17 protein-coding genes are annotated in these 17,603 nt (G+C 71.1%); 7 read left to right on the forward strand and 10 right to left on the reverse strand.

Annotated features, from left to right (window positions below; all coding sequences use genetic code 11):
- The first annotated feature begins 95 nt into the window (after positions 1 to 95).
- Positions 96 to 608, forward strand: coding sequence for a MarR family winged helix-turn-helix transcriptional regulator (locus ACFY16_RS15085; protein ID WP_390647548.1), 513 nt, complete (start codon positions 96 to 98; stop codon positions 606 to 608).
- A 49-nt stretch (positions 609 to 657) separates the two neighbouring features.
- On the opposite strand, the gene ACFY16_RS15090 is transcribed toward ACFY16_RS15085, so the two are convergent.
- The 6 genes from ACFY16_RS15090 to ACFY16_RS15115 all read right to left on the reverse strand — a co-directional run bounded on the left by ACFY16_RS15090 (position 658) and on the right by ACFY16_RS15115 (position 4,927).
- The gene (locus tag ACFY16_RS15090; protein WP_390647549.1) at positions 658 to 1,251 is read right to left on the reverse strand and encodes a sigma-70 family RNA polymerase sigma factor; all 594 of its coding nucleotides are present in this window, start codon (positions 1,249 to 1,251) and stop codon (positions 658 to 660) included.
- 160 nt (positions 1,252 to 1,411) lie between these two features.
- A complete protein-coding gene (locus ACFY16_RS15095; protein WP_390647550.1) occupies positions 1,412 to 2,083 on the reverse strand; it encodes a hypothetical protein in 672 nt (223 codons plus the stop codon).
- A 75-nt stretch (positions 2,084 to 2,158) separates the two neighbouring features.
- A complete protein-coding gene (locus ACFY16_RS15100) occupies positions 2,159 to 2,920 on the reverse strand; it encodes a DUF3592 domain-containing protein (RefSeq protein WP_390647551.1) in 762 nt (253 codons plus the stop codon).
- 98 nt (positions 2,921 to 3,018) lie between these two features.
- Positions 3,019 to 3,441: a PPOX class F420-dependent oxidoreductase gene (locus ACFY16_RS15105; protein ID WP_390647552.1), complete on the reverse strand. Its 423-nt coding sequence runs from the start codon at positions 3,439 to 3,441 to the stop codon at positions 3,019 to 3,021.
- Positions 3,442 to 3,458: 17 nt separating this feature from the next.
- Complete coding sequence (locus tag ACFY16_RS15110) at positions 3,459 to 4,448, reverse strand: NAD(P)-dependent oxidoreductase (RefSeq protein WP_390647553.1); 990 nt, start codon at positions 4,446 to 4,448, stop codon at positions 3,459 to 3,461.
- A complete protein-coding gene (locus ACFY16_RS15115; protein WP_390647554.1) occupies positions 4,403 to 4,927 on the reverse strand; it encodes an SRPBCC domain-containing protein in 525 nt (174 codons plus the stop codon). The genes ACFY16_RS15110 and ACFY16_RS15115 overlap by 46 nt, the downstream gene beginning before the upstream one ends.
- A gap of 344 nt (positions 4,928 to 5,271) precedes the next feature.
- On the opposite strand from ACFY16_RS15115, the gene ACFY16_RS15120 reads away from it, so the two are divergent.
- From ACFY16_RS15120 to ACFY16_RS15145, 6 genes are all read left to right on the forward strand, one after another.
- Entirely contained in the window at positions 5,272 to 6,228 is a 957-nt protein-coding gene (locus tag ACFY16_RS15120; protein WP_390647555.1) for a LysR family transcriptional regulator, read from the forward strand.
- 513 nt (positions 6,229 to 6,741) lie between these two features.
- Positions 6,742 to 8,640 (forward strand): amidohydrolase, encoded by a 1,899-nt coding sequence (locus ACFY16_RS15125; RefSeq protein ID WP_390647556.1) that lies wholly within the window; start codon positions 6,742 to 6,744, stop codon positions 8,638 to 8,640.
- Positions 8,641 to 8,774: 134 nt separating this feature from the next.
- Positions 8,775 to 9,437 carry a hydrolase gene (locus tag ACFY16_RS15130; RefSeq protein ID WP_390647557.1) on the forward strand — a complete coding sequence of 221 codons (663 nt, stop codon included), beginning with the start codon at positions 8,775 to 8,777 and terminating at the stop codon, positions 9,435 to 9,437.
- A gap of 43 nt (positions 9,438 to 9,480) precedes the next feature.
- On the forward strand, positions 9,481 to 10,005 hold the full coding sequence (locus ACFY16_RS15135; protein WP_390647558.1) for a DoxX family protein: 525 nt from the start codon (positions 9,481 to 9,483) through the stop codon (positions 10,003 to 10,005).
- Positions 9,986 to 10,723 carry a YoaK family protein gene (locus ACFY16_RS15140; protein ID WP_390647559.1) on the forward strand — a complete coding sequence of 246 codons (738 nt, stop codon included), beginning with the start codon at positions 9,986 to 9,988 and terminating at the stop codon, positions 10,721 to 10,723. The genes ACFY16_RS15135 and ACFY16_RS15140 overlap by 20 nt, the downstream gene beginning before the upstream one ends.
- Before the next feature lie 76 nt (positions 10,724 to 10,799).
- Positions 10,800 to 11,138: a GNAT family N-acetyltransferase gene (locus ACFY16_RS15145; protein ID WP_390647560.1), complete on the forward strand. Its 339-nt coding sequence runs from the start codon at positions 10,800 to 10,802 to the stop codon at positions 11,136 to 11,138.
- 108 nt (positions 11,139 to 11,246) lie between these two features.
- Here the strand turns inward: ACFY16_RS15145 and ACFY16_RS15150 are convergent, their stop codons facing one another.
- From ACFY16_RS15150 to ACFY16_RS15165, 4 genes are all read right to left on the reverse strand, one after another.
- A complete protein-coding gene (locus ACFY16_RS15150; RefSeq protein WP_390647561.1) occupies positions 11,247 to 12,464 on the reverse strand; it encodes an extracellular solute-binding protein in 1,218 nt (405 codons plus the stop codon).
- A 173-nt stretch (positions 12,465 to 12,637) separates the two neighbouring features.
- A complete protein-coding gene (locus ACFY16_RS15155) occupies positions 12,638 to 13,444 on the reverse strand; it encodes an alpha/beta fold hydrolase (RefSeq protein ID WP_390647562.1) in 807 nt (268 codons plus the stop codon).
- Positions 13,445 to 13,469: 25 nt separating this feature from the next.
- Positions 13,470 to 16,217, reverse strand: coding sequence for an AAA family ATPase (locus tag ACFY16_RS15160; RefSeq protein ID WP_390647563.1), 2,748 nt, complete (start codon positions 16,215 to 16,217; stop codon positions 13,470 to 13,472).
- 269 nt (positions 16,218 to 16,486) lie between these two features.
- A complete protein-coding gene (locus ACFY16_RS15165; protein ID WP_390647564.1) occupies positions 16,487 to 17,512 on the reverse strand; it encodes a helix-turn-helix domain-containing protein in 1,026 nt (341 codons plus the stop codon).
- Between the last annotated feature and the right edge of the window lie 91 nt (positions 17,513 to 17,603).

Raw genomic sequence — 17,603 nt, forward strand, 5'->3', positions numbered from 1 at the left:
CCAAATTTGGATGTTCGAGGTGCGCCACAGTAGCCGGATATCCAAAATTGAACAACCTAGTCGTGCAAATTTGGACAACAGGTAGACTCTGGACCATGGCAGACCCCGCTGAGCACCCCGCCGACCTGCCCGAATGTCCGTCCGCGCAGGGCGCCGGGCTGCTCCCCGCCGAGCTGCGCGCCTGGATGCTCCTGCTCGCCGCGACGGGGGCGGTGGAACAACGGCTGCGCTCCGTGGTCAAGGAACGGCTGGACGTCTCGCACGACGAGTTCCTCGTCCTGTGCCTGCTCGCGGAGCAGCCCCGCGAGGGCGTGCGGATGACCCGGATCGCGGAGCTCCTGGGCCGCCCCAAGACCCGGCTCACCTACCAGATCGCCTGCCTCCAGCACTCCGGGCTCGTCACCCGCAAGTCCGTGTGCGGCGACAAGCGCGGCGTCGAGGTCACCCTCACCGAAAAGGCCCGGAGCCTGCTGCGGGAGGCCTCGGGCCCCCTCGCCGAAACGGTGACCCAGGCCCTCGCCGGCGTCATGGGCCCCGCCCAGCGCGAGGCGGTGTGCGGGCTGCTGCCCGACCTCACCGGGGGCGAGCAGGGCGCCGCCGCGGAGTAAGCGGGGCGCCGCCGCGGAGCAAGCGGGGCGCCCTCGCCTTCCGCCGGACTCAGGCCGCCTCGGCCAGCAGGTCCAGCAGGGTCGCCCGAGCCCGCGCGACGCGGGAACGGACCGTCCCGACCGGGCAGTCGCTCAGCGCGGCCGCGTCCGCGTACGGCAGGCCGAGCAGCTGGGTCAGGACGAACGCCTCCCGCCGCTCGACCGGCAACAGGGCCAGCAGGTCCAGCAGAGCGACTCCGTCGTCGAAGCCGGGCAGGTCGTGCGGCTGGGCGCGTTCGACCGCCAGCTGCCAGTCCGCCACGTCGCACAGCCGGGGCCGGGCGGCCGCGTACCGATAGCTGTCGATCACCGCCCGGCGGGCGATGGACAGCAGCCAGGACCGGGCCGAGGAGCGCCCCTCGAAGCGGTGCAGACTGCCCAGCGCCCGCAGGAACGTGTCCTGTGCCAGATCGTCGACCGCCTGCGGATCGGCGCACAGATGGGCGACGTACCGCAGGACGTCGCGCTGCAGCGCGCGCACCAACTGCTCGACCGCCCGCGCGTCACCGCCGCGGGCGGCGAGCGCCCACGCGGTTGTCGACTCGTCGGCCGATGTCGCTTTGTCGCCTTCGGTGTGCGCGACGGGCAGGGTGGAGGGGATCACCTGGTGTCCTTCTCGGGTTCGTCCGGGTCGTCCCGGATCCGGACCTCGGCGCATACGACGGCGCGGACGGTCCGGTGAGCGGGGAGACGGCCTACGGCGCCTGCGCGGGCGCGCGGCCGTGACCGAGGCGCATACGGCGGCCTCGGGATACCAGCTGTCGTCAGCCGACAGCGGTCCCCACGGGCGGCCCTCGAGAGGTGATCGCGTGGACGAGAAGGAGCAGTCGCGGCGCCCGGTCCGAGCGGGGGCGGCGTGCGCCGATGCGCGGGCGGTCCGGGGTGGCGGGCAGGGCGAGCAGCAGCCGCAGCGGTGCCGCGAGCCGGCCGGCCACGGCCCGCAGGATGCGGAAGGCGGCCTTCTCGCCGTACGCCAGCCAGAGCCCGCACAGGAGCGCGGCGAGGAGGTGGGCGGCGAGCATGCCGAAGGATGACGTGCCGCCGCCCATGGACGAGCCGCCCATGGACTGCCCCATGTAATCCATGTGAGCCATGTCCATGTGACTCATGTCCATGTGATCCATGCGGCTCATGTCCAGGTGGCCCGTGTGGCCCATGCCCATGGAGGTCATGCCCCCGGATGTCGGCCGGGCGAGCGAGAACGCCGAGTGCAGCACCGTCTGAGCGGCGACGACGACGGCCACCACCAGCGGCAGCCCGCGTTCACGGCCTGCCAGACACCAGCCGGCGGCACCGGTCATGGCCAGACCCGCAGCCAGCACCCGACCGGGCACATGCGAACCGGACATCATGACGTGACCCAGGGCGGCGAGCAGCACACAGACGGCCGCGAACACCGCGGCCCGTACCGTGCGAACACACCGCCCAGCTGTCATGGCGCCCCATCCTTGCATTGGTGTTCCGGTCGTCAGACGTGAGTACGGATTTTCACGGCCGGAACGCGGGTCCGGTCAGTCCCAGAGCACACCGAAGACCATCGTCACCCCGACGAACAGCCAGAAGACCGAGCCGCCGACGAGCACCACGAGCCTGAACAGGAGTTCGGGCAGCCATATGGCGTGGGCGGCCCGCTCGGGCTTGAGCGGGTCGTAAGCGAGCTGGAGCCGCGGTTTGTTGCGCTTGCACCGGTACTGGCGCACGGCGCCGTCGGTGTCGGTGTACTCGTACACGGTGTGCTTCTTGCCGGACCTGCCGACCGCCTCGGCCAGGACGGTGATGCCCCGCCGCCGCAGGATCGTACGGCGGAACACCTCGTGTATGGCGGTGCCGATGAAGGCGATGCCCAGCACGAGCGGTACGGCCCCGACGACCACCCCCAGGACGCGCGTGCCGTGGGTGACGCCGACCCACACGGCGTAGGCGACGAACGCGAGCGGGCCGGAGGCGAAGAGTGCCAGCCAGCGGTAGTCGATGCCGCGGCGCGGCTCGGCGACGACGGTGACCAGGGCGCTCCCGGCCGGGTCGCGCCGCTCGGGCAGCGCGGTGGTCAAAGCAGCGGCGAAGGCGGCGTTGGCGGTCGGGTTGCCGCCCTCCACGCGGTGCGCGACACCGTCCGTGAGCACGATCTCGACGGCCCTGTCACCGGCGGCACGGGCCTCCCGGACCGCCGCCAGCGGGATGTCGACGCGTTCTCCGGAACGGGTGAGGTGGACGCCGTCGGCGTCAAGGGCGGCGGAGACACCGCGGCCGCGCAATATCTGGGTCGTGGTCACTCGGGTGTGACCGTCGAGGGCACCAGGAGGTTGCGCACCGGTCCGGTGTTCGTCGTTCTGGACGGCACTCGGCCGCCGCTCCGCTCCGCCGCTGCGGCTTATGTGGACGCCTGGTCGCTGTCCTTCATCGCGCCCCAGCCGTGCCAGCGCTCGACCTCGATCCAGGCGCTGACGCGGGGCCGCACCCGGTCCGGGTAGGACTTGCCGATGTAGTGAGCGGCGAGGCGGTCGATGTCCGCCAGGCCTTCGTCGCCGTACATCTCGGCGGCACGGCCGATGAGCGTGACGTGCGTGTACCAGTCGTCCTCGGCCAGGACGGTGAGGGTCACGCGCGGGTCGCGGCGCAGGTGCTTCAGGCGTACCCGGCCCTCGTCCAGGCTGATCAGCACCCGGCCGTCGTCCCACAGGTACCAGGTGGGGGTGGACACGGGCGCGCCGTCGGCGCGCAGAGTGGCCATGACGCAGGGGTTGGGGCGTCGCAGCAGGGCGACGGCCTCCGGGGGCAGCGGTGGCTTGGACATCGGGACTCCTTGTTGTGTCAGGCGGTGGGCTTGTCGTCGAAACTGGCGAAGTACGCGGCGGCCATGTCCTCGTCGGCGTGTCCCTGCGCGGCGGCGCGTTCCAGGCGTTCGGCGCTCGCGGCGGCCACGTCGAGCCGGACTCCGTCGCGCGCGCCGGCCTCGACGATCAGCCGGGCGTCCTTCGCGGCGGTCGCCACCGCGAACTGGGGCGGGGACAGCCGGTCGTCCAGCACGAGTTGGGCCTTGGCCCGCAGATAGCCCATGTCCAGCGGGCCGCCCGCGATCAGATCGAAGAAGCTCTGCGGAGCCACCCCCAGCGCCTTCGACAGGGCCAGCACCTCGCCGGCCGCGGCGGTGGCCGCGAGGACCCAGCTGTTGGCCACCAGCTTCAGCCGGGTGGCGCTGCCGGCCGCACCGTCCTCACCGGTCCACACCGTGTGGGCACCCACGGCGTCGAAGACCGGCGTCACGACGTCCCGCGCCTCGGCCGGGCCGGCGGCCAGCACGGTCAGCTGACCGGCCTCCGCGGGCTGGCGGGTGCCCAGCACGGGGGCGTCGTAGAAGTGCAGGCCGTGCTCGCGGGCGAAGGCGGCCAGCTCACCTATCGCCTCGACGCCCGCGGTGGTCGACTGCGCCCAGGCCGCGCCGGGACGCAGTGCGGGCGCCGCCTGGCGCATCACGTCCAGGGTGGTGGGGCCGTCGTACAGCATGGTCAGGACGACGTCGGCGCCCTGGACCGCCTCGGCGGGTGTGCCGGCGATGTGCGCACCGTCGGCGGCCAGCGGTTCGGCCTTGTCCCGGCTGCGGTTCCAGGCCCGGACGGTGTGTCCGGCACGGGCGAGGTTACGGGCCATCGCGGCACCCATGATGCCGGTGCCCAGGACGCTCACGGTGCGCTTGTCGGTCATCTTCGTCGGCTTCCTGTTCTTCCTGTTCGTCGTGGGCCGGGGTGGTACGGCGCTCAGTCCGAGTGCCCGGCGGCGGCGCGGACCAGTCCGTCCAGCCACGCCTGGTGGCCGTTGAGCATGGGGTTCGGGCGCTCGTCGGCCAGGGCCGCGGCAGGCTGCCCGATCTGCGTCTCCTGGGTCAGGATCCGGACCCGGCCGCCCGGCAGGTCCTCCACCAGCCAGGCGTGCAGCACGTCCAGCCGCTCCTGCGGCAGGCCGTCCTGCTTCGCCGTCCACGACAGGCGCCCCGGCACACCATCGGCGGGCTCCTGGAACTCCACCACCCGCGCGGTCAGGGGCGGGAAGCCGAAGGTGCCGAAGCTGAAGCCGACGCCGTCCTTCAGCTCGGGGCCATCGCCCTGCGGGAAGGAGATGTCGGCGACGTTGTCGTAGTACGACTCCCAGATGGAGGTGTCGACCAGGTAGTGCCATACCTGCGCGGCGGTCAGGCCCTTGACGATCACCTCGTTGGACACGAAGTTGTCGCCGGTGCCCGGGAGGTAGCGCTCGGGCCAGTTGATCGCGTTCTGCACGGTCATGCTCATGATCCTTTCCGGGGCACCGGGGAGCCAGCCGAACTTCTTGAGCGGCTCGGCGCCGGGCGGGGCCGTAGGAGACGGGGTTCCGGCCGGCGCGCTCCGGGCCGCCGTCGGCCCGCACGGCGAGGCGGGCGGGGTCGACAAGCGGAACCACGCCGGTCTCGGGAACAGGATCTTCGCCCTGGACTGCCCGTGGTGCCCTTGGCTGCATGCTTGCCGCTCGCGGCGGCTGCCGCCACTCGGCGACGTTCTGGACGGTAGGCCCCCGTGCCATCGGACTACCAATAGATGCACCGATTTCTGATATCGGAACTCCGATGCCGTACGGCGCTACTCTGGCCGGTATGAGGAACCGGACGCTCCCTGCCGACGGAACCGAGAGCGACGGGCGGCGGCTTCCGTCACACGCCGACCTGAACCTGCTGCGCACCTTCCTGGCCGTGTACCGCTCCGGATCGTTCACCGCCGCCGCCCCGCTGCTCGGGCTGTCGCAGCCGACGGTGACCGCCCAGATCCGCACCCTGGAACAGCAGACGGGACGCGAGCTGTTCACCCGGCTCCCGCGAGGCGTGGAGCCCACCCGGCCCGCCCATGAACTGGCCGGTCGGGTCGCGGGCCCCCTGGACGCGCTCACCTCGCTCGAAGGCGGCAAGGGCACGCTCGCGGGACACGCCTTGCCGGTCCATCTCGCCGGCCCGTCCGAGCTGCTCTGCGTACGGGTGCTGCCCGCGCTGGCACCCCTCGTCGCCGACGGCGTGCAGTTGCGCGTCACGCAGGGGGTGACCGAGCCCCTCCTGGAGGAGATGCGGGCCGGACAGCACGACCTGGTCATCGCCACCCGGCGGCCCCGTGGTCGCGCGCTGCCCTCGACGCCGCTGGCCGACGAGGAATACGTGCTGGTCGCGGACCCCACCTGGGGCGAGCGCATCGCCGAGCGCCCCGAGGCCGACGACCTCTGCGCCGCCCTGCGGACCGTCCCCCTGGTCACCTACGCCGAAGACCTGCCGATCGCCCGCCGCTACTGGCGCACCGTGTTCGGCAAACAGCTCACCGAGCGGGCCGCGGTGACCGTGCCGAACCTGTACGCCGTCCTGTCGGCGGTCAACGCGGGCGCCGGCTACAGCGTGCTCCCCCGCTCGCTGTGCCAGGAGTACCTGGACGCCGGCCGCCTCACACTCCTCCACGATCCGGAGGAACCACCGCTCAACACCCTCTTCCTGGTCCAACGGCCCGGCTCCGACGCCAACCCGGACGTGATCCACGTACGCGAGCGCCTCCGGGCGGCGGCCCGCGACTGGTGATGAGCGGCCCGCGACTGGCGACAGGGGCCAGGCGCAAGCGCGGGTACGTTCTCCCGGACTTCCGGCCCGTGTGCAGCGGCAGGCAGCATTCCCCTTGACGACGCGGTGGTGCTCGCATCGAGTCATCGCGCGCACCGACGGCTCACAGCCGTTAAGGCACGGGCCAGGACGCATGCGGTGGTGCTCTGCAGCGCACGGAGCGAGGCACTGCCGGCCTCCGGCCATCCGAGGTCATCCGGAGCACGGATGCACAGGTGCCCGCTGAGGCAAATTCCAGTGCACTGGGAGAACACTGGGAGCAGATAAACGCCCCTACCGTGAATGGCGAAGCAACCGCGACCCCTCACACACAGGGTCTGCCCTGGTTCTCAGGGCACGACGAGAGTCGGTGGAATTCACTCTCGGTTCGATTCGAGCAGACGGGCATTCACCACAAGACCGGATCGCCCTCGTCCGCCGTTGCCGGCCACGACTTGAGTCGAAGTCACTTTTCCCGGAGGGGGTTTTCAAGAGATGTCAACAATGCCGGTCGGTGGGCTGGTTCCGCACGCCATCGACGATGCCGCGGAGCTCGTCGTCCGCAATGCGAGGATCCACACCGGGGACCCGAGCCGCCCGCATGCGCAGGCGCTCGCCGTCCGGGGCGGTGTCATCACGGTCGTCGGCGACGACAAGGACGTGGCCCCGCACATCGGTCCGGCGACGAAGGTGGTCGACGCCCTCGGCCGGCGGATGATCCCCGGCCTCAACGATGCCCACCTGCACGTGATCCGCGGCGGCCTCAACTACGTCCTGGAACTGCGCTGGGACGGCGTGCGCAGCCTGCGTCAGGGCCTGGCGATGCTGCGTGAGCAGGCCGCCCGTACCCCCAAGGGGCAGTGGGTACGCGTGGTCGGGGGCTGGTCGGCCGAGCAGTTCGCCGAACGCCGGCTGCCGACCGTCGCCGAACTGAACGCCGCCGCCCCGGACACCCCGGTGTTCGTCCTGCACCTGTACCAGTCGGCGGTACTCAACCGCGCGGCGCTCAAGGCCGCCGGTTACGACAGAAACACGCCGGATCCCAAGGGCGGACAGATCGTGCGCGGCCGGGACGGGGAACCCACGGGCATGCTGCTGGCCGCCCCCAGCGCCCTCATCCTCTACTCGACCCTCGCCAAGGCGCCGGTGCTGGAGGGCGAGGACAGGAAGATCTCGACCCGGCATTTCCTGCGCGAACTGAACAGATTCGGACTGACCTCGGCGATCGACGCCGCCGGCGGGTTCCAGAACTTCCCCGACAACTACGCCACCGTCATCGAACTGGCCAAGGCCGGACAGCTGTCGATGCGCATCGCCTATCACCTGTTCCCGCAGACAGCCGGCCAGGAAATCGACGATCTCGCCCGCTGGATCGAAATGGCCCGCCCCGAGGACGGGGACGAATGGCTACGGCTCAACGGTGCGGGAGAGAATCTCACCTGGGCGGCCGCCGATTTCGAGAACTTCGCCCAGCCACGGCCGGAACACGCCCCGGACTACGAGGTGGAGTTCGAGAAGGCGGTGCGCCTGCTCATGGAGAACGGCTGGGGATTCCGGCTGCACGCCACCTACGACGAAACCATCCGCCGTGACCTCGCGGTGTTCGAGAAGCTCGCCGCGGACGGGCTCTTCCCGGCCGGGAACCGATGGCTGTTCGACCACGCGGAGACCGTCTCCGCCGACAGCCTCGACCGCATCGCCGCCCTCGGCGGAGCCATGTCCGTACAGAACCGCCTGTCCTTCCAGGGCGAGGCGTTCCTACGCCGCTACGGCCCCGGCGCCGCCGCGGACGCCCCGCCGGTCCGGGCGATGCTGGACCGCGGGCTGACCGTGGGCGCCGGCACCGACGCCACCCGGGTGTCCACCTACAACCCCTGGGTCGCCTTGCACTGGCTCGTCAGCGGCCGCACCGTCGGCGATCTGACCCTCCGCCCGCCGGCGAACCGCGTCGACCGGCAGACGGCGCTGGCGATGTTCACCCGCGCCGGCGCCGCACTGACCGGCGAGGACCAGGTCAAGGGCGTACTGCGCCCGGGGTGCTATGGGGACCTCGCGGTGCTGTCCGAGGACTACTTCACCGTGCCCGAGCCGGACATCGCGCACATCGAGTCGCTGCTGACGGTCACCGGCGGCCGGATCGTCTACGCCGCCGCCGAGTACGAGGGCCTCGACGAGGAACTTCCCCCTGTCAGCCCGGCCTGGAGCCCGGTGGCGCACTTCGGCGGCTACCAGGCGGCCGGGCGGGCCCTCGGGGCCGGACTGGCGGGCGCACGTCAGGCGGAGTCGCTCGGCCAGGCCGTCGCCGAGTCGGAGCAGCATCGCCAGTGGCGCATCGCGCGCGGCCTCGTCCCGGAGTCCGCGAGCACCCCCTTCGATCCCTGCTTCGACCTCTGAACTCCCGGAAGGGGCCTGGCCCTTGAGCCGCCCCTTCCGGGACACCCACCAGCTCCGTCCGACCGGACGGGTTCTTCCCGCAGCACGACACGGACAGCGGTCCGTGTCACCGTAACCGAGAAAGGTTCACCATCATGGTCGACATCGCCAACGTCACCGCCGCCCCCAGCCCCGACCTGCTCACCCCGGACAACTGCGCGGTGCTCTTCGTGGACCACCAGCCGCAGATGTTCTTCGGCACCGGCAGCGGCGACCGCACCGCCATCATCAACTCCACCGTGGGCCTGGCCAAGGCCGCCGCGACGTTCGACGTGCCGGTCGTGCTCAGCACCGTGGCCGCCGAGTCGTTCTCCGGCCCGATCATGCCGCAGCTCGCGGCCGTCTTCCCCGAGCAGAAGATCATCGACCGCACCACGATGAACGCCTGGGAGGACGTGAACTTCGTCGAGGCCGTCAAGGCGACCGGCCGTAAGAAGCTCGTCATCGCCGGCCTGTGGACCGAGGTCTGCGTCGTCCTGCCCGCGCTGTCCGCGATCGCCCAGGGCTACGAGGTCTACGTCGTCACCGACGCGTCCGGCGGTGTCAGCCCGCAGGCCCACGAGCACGCGATCCAGCGCATGGTGCAGGGCGGCGCGGTCCCGGTGACCTGGGTGCAGGTGCTGCTGGAGCTCCAGCGGGACTGGGCTCGTGCGGAGACGTACACCGCCGTGACGGACGTGGTGAAGGAGCACGGCGGCGCCTACGGCCTCGGGCTCGTCTACGCGCAGGCCGTCATCGGCGCCCACGCCGCCGGCTGATCCCCGCACCGGAACAGGAACGTCAGAAACAGGCAGGAACACGATGGACGCTGGACTGCTGGTCCTCCGGCTGGTGGTGGGGTTGCTCATCGCCGGGCACGGGGTACAGAAGGTGAGCTTCCGACTCGGAGGCAACGGCTTGGCGGGCGGGACCGAGGAGTTCCGCCGCGACGGCTTCCGCGGCGGGCGGCTGACCGCCCTCGTCGCGGGGGCCAGTCAGATCGGTTCCGGCCTGTTCCTGGCGGTCGGGCTGCTCACGCCCCTGGCGGCGATGGCCGCGATGGGCGTGATGACGGTCGCCGGCACCGTGAAGTGGCCCAAGGGGTTGTGGGTGCAGAACGACGGCTACGAATACCCCCTCGTCCTTGTCGTCGTCTCCGCCGCACTGGCCCTCACCGGGCCAGGACGATGGTCCGTGGACCACGCGCTGGGCGTCACCCCCTGGCCGGCCTGGGTCGCCGTCGTCGCGATCGTGGTCGGGCCGGTGAGCGCACTGCTCACCCGCGTGGTGCTGCACCGGCCCGCCACCACGACAGAAGGGAATCGATATGCGCGCACTGCTGAGTGACGCGGTCCGCACGCTGGTGCCGCGTGGAGAGGAACGTCACGGTCCGCTGCCGCCCCTGATGCTGGCCCTGACGGTGGGCACCGGCCTGATCGACGCCGTGAGCTATCTGGCGCTCGGGCACGTCTTCGTCGCGAACATGACCGGCAACGTGGTCTTCCTGGGGTTCGCCCTGGCCGGCGCCGAGGGCCTGTCCGCGCTCGCGTCCGTCGTCTCGTTGGCCGCGTTCCTCCTCGGCGCGCTGGCGGGGGGCAGACTCGGCACGCGGTTCGCCACGCACCGCGGGCACCTGTTGGGCGCGGCCACGGCCGTGCAGACGATCCTGGTCGCGGTGACGGTGGCGGTCGCCGCAGTGTCGGACGGCGAGGTCACCACCGGCGTCCGGTACACGCTGATCGTGTTCCTGGGGCTCGCCATGGGCCTGCAGAACGCGGTCGCCCGGCGCCTCGGTGTCCCGGACCTGACCACGACCGTGCTCACGTTGACGCTGACGGGCCTGGCCGCGGACTCCACCCCGGCCGGCGGCGAGGCACCCCGCCCCGGCCGCCGGATCCTCTCCGTGCTCGCCATGTTCCTCGGCGCCCTCATCGGAGCCCAGCTCGTGCTGCACGGGCATCTCGTCATCACCCTGACCCTCGCGCTGGTCCTGCTCGCGGTCACCTCCGTGACCACCCATCGTCTCTCGACCGCCGATGCCGCCTGGATCCGGCCTCGGCCCTGAACGACAGACCGGCCCACCGGTGGCACCGCCCGCCCCGCCGACCCGCACCGCCCCGACCGAAAGGATCCCGATCCCGATGAGCCAGCCTTCCGCCACTCCGACCGTCGAGCGAGTGGACGACCGACACCGTTACGAAATCCTGGTCGACGGAGAGCGCGCCGGCCTGACCGCGTACCGCGACCGTGGTGAGCAGCGGGTCTTCTACCACACGGAGGTCGACGACGCGTTCGCCGGGCAGGGGCTGGCCGCGCAGCTGGTGCGGGAGGCGCTCACCGACGTGCGCGCGTCAGGCAAGCGCATCGTGCCGGTCTGCCCCTATGTCGCCAAGTACCTTCACAAGCATGGGGAGTTCGACGACATCACCGACCCGGTGACCCCGGAGGTCCTGCAGTGGCTGGACACGGAGTTGGGCTGACGGCCGAGTCGATACACGGACCGGGCGGAAAGGGGACCGCCCCCCACGAGGAACATCCACTGAGCGATCAGCTCCCACAAGCGTGCCCGGGCCACGTCCCGGTCGCTGTCAGGGGCTGGTCGCCGTCTGCTGCGCACGCTTGAGTGCCTCTTCCGGTGTCTGCTCGCCGGTCAGCGCGGCCTGGATCGCGGTGTAGATGGCGGTCGCGGCCTTGGGCCACTTGTCGCCGAGCTCGCTGGTGCGGGCCCGGGCTCCTTCGACGCTCTTGACGAACGCCGCCATCGAGGGGACCTGCTGGGCGTACCGGGCGGCCACCGCGGAGCGGGAGGGCACGGTGAGGTTCTGCTTGGCCAGGGCGAGCATGTGCGGGGGGTCGTTCAGGCAGGCGAGCACCTGGGCGGCCTTCCCCTGCCGGGCCTTGGAAGCGGTGTGCGGGACCGTCCACACCTCCCCGCCGAGCGGTGTGACGAGGGCCTGCCCCGTCCGGCGGACGGGGAGCGGGGCCACCCCCCAGTGCAGGTTCTCGGCCTTGTTCAGGGCGGAGATCCGCCAGGGGCCATTGACCATCATGGCTGTCCTGCCGGCGACGAACTGGTCATGGACATCGGCCTGGGTCCAGTTCAGTACCGACTTCGACATGGATCCGCTCTTCACCAGGTCGACCCACAGCTGGAGTGCCTGCGCGGCCTGCGGGCTGTCCAGCTGCTTCTCGTCCCCGCCGTTGGACCACAGGAAGGGCAGGAACTGCCAGGTGCCCTCGAACGTGGCGTTCGCGTCGACCGCCATGCCGTAGCGCCCCGGGCGGGTCAGCTCGGCCGCCGCCTTCTTCAGCTCGTCCCAGGTCCTCGGCACGGCGACACCGGCCTCGGAGAGCATGTCCTTGTTGTACATCAGGGCGACGGTGCTGACGGTGGGCGCGAGTCCGTACACCTCTCCCTTGTAGGTGCCCGCCGACAGGATGCCCTCGGCGAAGCCGTCGGCGTCGATGCCGTACTGGTCCAGCGGGGTCAGCGCACCGGTCCCTGCGATCTGCTGAAGATCGGGATTGTCCAGCATCAACAGGTCGGGAAGGGTCCGCGACGACGCCCGCCGCAGGACCTTGGGAATGAGCGACGCCCCCGGAACGCTCGTGTGCTCGACCGTTACGCCGGCGGCCTTGCCGCAGGTGGTGAGCCGCTCGCTCCACTGGGCGTGTTCCGCCGCGTCGGTGTAATAGTCGAGCGCGGTGATGGAGGTCACCTCGCCGGTGGCGGATCCTGCGCCGGTCGCGCCACCGCACCCGGTGGCGGCCAGGACCAGGGCGGCGGCTGCGAAGACAGCGGCCATCCGCCGCGCTGTCGGTCTGACTGAAGAGACCATGGTGGTGCCTTTCCCGAGTGACATCTGTGGCCGGAGTGTCGGTCTCGGGAATGCTGGCGGAATCCAAGGGGTCCCATCGCGACTCGGTCAGAGTAAACACACAGGAAAGAACCGGGGTGACCGGGCCGGAACCGAACGGTTTATACCCCCGTCCTGCCGGTGCCCTGCTCGACGGCTTCCCGGATCATCGCCGCAACGGCGCCGGACTGCGACAGCACAACGGCGTGCGAACCGTCCAGCAGACACTCGGTGGCGGCCATGCGCTGCGCCATGAAGCGCTGAGCGGTGGGGTTGAGCGTCCGGTCGGCGGTCGCGATGGCGTACCAGGACGGCTTGGAGGCCCAGGCCGGCGGCCCCGACCTTCCGGTCAGCGCGCTCCAGGCGATCGGACGTTGCGCCACGGCCAACACGTCCGTGACGCGGGACGGCAGATCGGCGGCGTACACCTCCGGGAACCGTTCCCTACGGATGTACAGCTCGCGTTCCGGAGCGGCGCCGCACGAAGCGGGGAGGGCGGCGGTGAGGGTCGCGTCGATCACCGGCATGGGGGCGAAGCGGCTCGTGATGTCCAGGACGGACTCGCCGGCGTCGAGGCCGAGTGCCGCGACGTAGCACAGCGCCACGGTGTTGTCGGCATCGGTGGCGGCCTGGGTGATGACCGCGCCACCGTAGCCGTGGCCCACCAGCACGACCGGGGCGTCGAGGTGGCGCACGACGCTCCTGATGTGGGCGGCGTCCTGCGCCAGGCCGCGCAGCGGGTTCGCCGCGGCGCGCACACTCAGTCCGACGGCGCGCAGATGGCTGATGACTCCCGCCCACAAGGAGGCGTCGGTGAACGCTCCGTGCACGAGCACGACGGTCGGCGGTACGGGGGTGGATCCGTGCACGGCGATGGCCTCCGAATGCGTGGGGTTCCCCAGCCAAGCGCGTTCAGGTGTGGCCGGCATCGCGTGAACGTACCAATGGGTCTGCTCAGTCGTCGCGCAAGGCCAGGACCAGGTTGGCGAGCTGTACCCGGGAGTTGACCGACAGCTTGCGGAAGACGGAGGTCAGATGGGTGTTGACCGTGTGCGGAGATACGACGAGCAGGTCGGCGGCCGACCTGTTGGTGTGGCCCTCGGCGATGAGGCGCGCGACCTTCTTCTCCGAGGTCGTGAGGGCCCCCCATCCCTGGACGGGGCGTTGGGTGGTCGCCGCCCTGCGGCTGCCGGCCCCCACACCCTCCAGATCGCGTTGTACGCGTGCCGCTGCCGCGTGCGCGCCTGACTCGGCGAACGTGCCGTGGGCCTGAGTCAGGGCGGCCACCGCCTGAGGTTTCCGGCCCGCTGCCAGCAGTGCCCGTCCGAGGTCGGCGCAGGCGGCGGCCCGGACCAGCGGGCGAGGGCTCGCCTTGAGCAGTGCCACGGAGCGTTCCAGCGAGGCGGGATCGTCTGTCAGGAGGCCGATGGCCTGCGCCGCGATGCCCGCGGCGGTGGGCACGGCCGGGTTGCGGTCGGCGTGGGCTTCGGCCTGGGCGGCCAGATCCTCGGCGAGCCCGTGGTCCGCGCCGTGCAGGGCCATGCGTATCGCCGCATCGACCCAGGTGCGCAGCAGCCGCCAGCGCATGAAGGGGCCTTCCTCCTGCACCTGACGAATCCGGTCGACGGCGAGCCCGATGTCCCCGTCGGCCTCGGCGTGGACCGCTTCCAGGAAGCGCACCGCGGCCGTGTTGCCCGGATTCGGTTTGACCGCCAGCCTTTCCCGCGCCGTGGCCAGGTGCTGCCGCGCCGCTTCCCGGTCGCCGCGCAGAAGGGCGATCCGGGAGCGGATCACACTGGCGTTCACCTGCTGGACGGGTACCTGTACGTCGTTTTCCAGGCGCTCCATGGTCATGAAGTCGGCGTCGGCGTCGTCGAGCCTGCCGAGCCCCAGATGCTGCTGGCCCTGTGCCCACAGCAGCATGGCCTGGCGGGGCGACCCGGCGTTGTCCGCTGCCCGAAGGAGCAGCCGTTCGCCGGACTCGAAGTCGTCCAGATGCTGGTACGCGACGATCTCTTCGGGAAGGAAGGCGGAGTCGACGGCGCTGAGCGCGGTGAAGCGCTCCAGCGCGAGGGCGTTCTCACCCGCGTTGAGCGCGATCTCACCGAGCCCGGACAGGGCCAGGACGTGCGCCTCCCGGTCACCGATCGCGGTGGCGGCACGCAGCGCGTTCTCGCCGGCCGCACGAGCCGCGACAAGATCATGGCCCCGGGACAGGGCCAGCGCACGCAGGGCGGCCAGCCTCGCCGCGACCTCCGGGGCGGCGCCCCCGATCGCGAGGGCCGCTTCGGCCCGGTGGCGCAGCTCCTCGGCGAGATCCATGTTCCACAGCGTCCCGCCGAGGGCGGCCTGCAGCCGGCTGAACGCCTCCAGGGGCGGCCGGCCGGCCAGCAGTCGGTCGCCGGTCAGCAACGCCTCTCGATTCCGGCCGGCCCGGGTCAGGCAGACGATCGCCTGCTCCCCCACCACGAACCTCAACGGCCGCGCGGACGGCACCAGTTCCAGGGCGCGCATCGCCAGGTCGGCCGCGAGACCCGGCGTGACCGGCAGTACGTCGTCCGCGGCTCGCTGCAGCAGCGCCACCGCTTCCTCGTCCCCGGGCAGGGCGCTCCGGAGAATGTGCGACACCGCGTCGATCGGCTGGTGGCCCACGGAGACAAGGTGGTTGGCGGCCTCTCGGTGCAGAGCCTTCCGGGCTGACGGCGGGATGTCGACGTAGACCGCCTGGCGCAGCAGATCGTGCCGGAAGACGAGTTGGTCGCCGTCGTCGTCCAGCAGTCCGGCACCCACCGCCTCCTCGAGCGCCGCGATCAACGTGGCGGGCGGTTGGCCACAGAGCGCGGCGGCGTCGTGGAAGGCGAACCGGCGTCCCAGCACCGCTCCCATCTGAAGGAACTGCAGGGTGCCGGGCCGCAGCGATCCGAGTCTGCCGCGCACACCCACCACGAGCCCCGGGGGCACAGCCTCGTCCGTGAGGTCGGCGGTGCGCAGTCCGGCGAGCATCTCGACCGCCAGAAACGGGTTCCCGCCGGCTCCGTCGAGCAGATCCCGCACCCGCTCGTCGACGGCTGCCCCCAGTGTGTCGCCGATCAGTTGGGTGATGGCCGCGCCGGACAGGGGGCCCAACCGCACAGTGACCGTCGGGAGTGCGTCGCTCGTCGCTGCGACGATCTCCTCCGCGGGCCCGGCGGGGCCCTGTCGCCCGGTGAGTATCCACAGAACCGGCGAGCTGCGCAGGCGGGTCGGCAGTTGCCTCAAGGCGAACAGGCTGAGCGGGTCGGCCCACTGCACGTCGTCCAGCGCGATCAGCACCGGCACGCGGCCGGCTCTGGCTTCGACCGCCTCCGCCAGGCGCTCCACCAGCCAGATCCGCTGATCGTGACGGTGTGCGAGGTCAGCGAAGGCGTCGGGGGACAGCAGCGGCTGATCGCCGTGCAGGACGCAGGCCGCCAGCGACGAGAGCGGCACGATGTGATGCAGGTCATCGGCCTTCCCGAGGCCGACCGAGAATCCGGCTGCCGTGGCCTCGGCGACGACCTCGGCGAGCAGCGTGGTCTTGCCGATTCCCGGTTCGCCCCGGATCAGGGCCAGCGCACCGCTTCCGGTGCGGGCCACCGAGGCGATCAGTGCGCCCAGCTCTTCGAGCTCGTCCTCACGTCCGCGCAGACCGCTTCGGGACAGCGATCCGCCTGCCCTCGCCACTCTCACGCCCCCTGTCCGCACTCGCCGGCCGAATACCGGTCAATCCGCGCGGACCGGCGATTCCACCCTTCGTCGTCGCCCGCCCGTGCCGGTGGGAGGTCGGCGGGGCGCAGACGACGGTCCGCGGGTCCACTATCGCAAATCTGCAGCTCAGTGCCACACCCCGACCCATGGGCCCGTGATTCGGGTCACGCCGCAGGCGAAGGTCCCGGTGTGGGGATCGACGGTGGTACTCGTCGCAGGTGAGCGTCCGCGCCAGGACGGTGGCTCTAAGCGGCGGGTGGCAACGAGTAGGTACGGGGCTCTCGTGCCGCGGAGTCCCGCCACTCGGCGGGAGACATCCCGTAAGCGGCCCGGAACACCCGGCTGAAGTGGGCTGCGCTGGTGAAACCCCACCGGTGGGCCACCGCGGCGATGGTCCGGCCCGCCGCCTCCCGGCGGGCCAGCTCGCGTCGGCACTGCTCCAGCCGGCGGCGCTGGATCCACCGACCGACGGTGATGCCCTCGGTCTGGAAGAGCTTGTGCAGGTAGCGCAGGGAGATCCGGTTGGCGTGGGCTATGGCCTCCGGTGTCAGGTCCGGATCCGCCAGGTGTCGGACGATGTACGCCTGGATCCGCAGCAGCAACACCCGGGCGGCGCTCGGTGTGCCGGTGGTGTCACCGCTGCCTCGCTCGTAGGCCAGCAAGGTGAGCAGGTCCACGACGTTGCGGGCGACCGCTTCGCCCGTGCGCTGCGGATACGTTCCCGCGGTGTCCACGAGCCGGGACAGGAAGGGCGACAGCAGTCCGCCGAGCGGCGTCCCGGAGTCGAGGGGAGACGCCGTGATCTGCCGCAGGTCCGACTCGCTCAGGCTCAGGGCGTGCCGTGGCAGGACGAGGGACTTCGTCTGGAAGGTCTCGGGGAAGGTCAGCCGTAGCGGGCGCGCCCTGTCATAGACGAAGAGCTGCCCCGGCCGCACGTACGCATCGCGCGCGTCCTGCTCGACCCGGGCGGCCCCGCTGCTCAGCAGCATCACGACCACGTGGTCGTCGTTGGCGCTCCCTGCGATGAGCCGCCGGGTGCGCAGGGTCTGCATGGAGTCGCCGTCCACCGTGACGCCCCGGATGCGGCCCAGCGGTGACGTACGGAGCGTGCCGGAATACACCTCTTCGGGCACGCTGATGTCCACAGCTCCGAAGGTTTGGGACAGGACCTCGCGCCAGTAGGTTCGTCTTCGCTGCCTGGGCACCGAATCCGTGGTGTGGAATGTGCCCGAAGGCTGCAGTCCGGCCTCCCGTGTCGCTGCGTCCGCCATGGTCTCCACCCTTCAGCCGATGTGTTCTCCAGATATCGTGCCGACGGGCGTGCGGCGGCACATCGCGCGAATCCGCTAGATCAGGCATGAA

It is taken from the genome of Streptomyces sp. NPDC001315, from assembly GCF_042896175.1.
Lineage (GTDB): Bacteria > Actinomycetota > Actinomycetes > Streptomycetales > Streptomycetaceae > Streptomyces.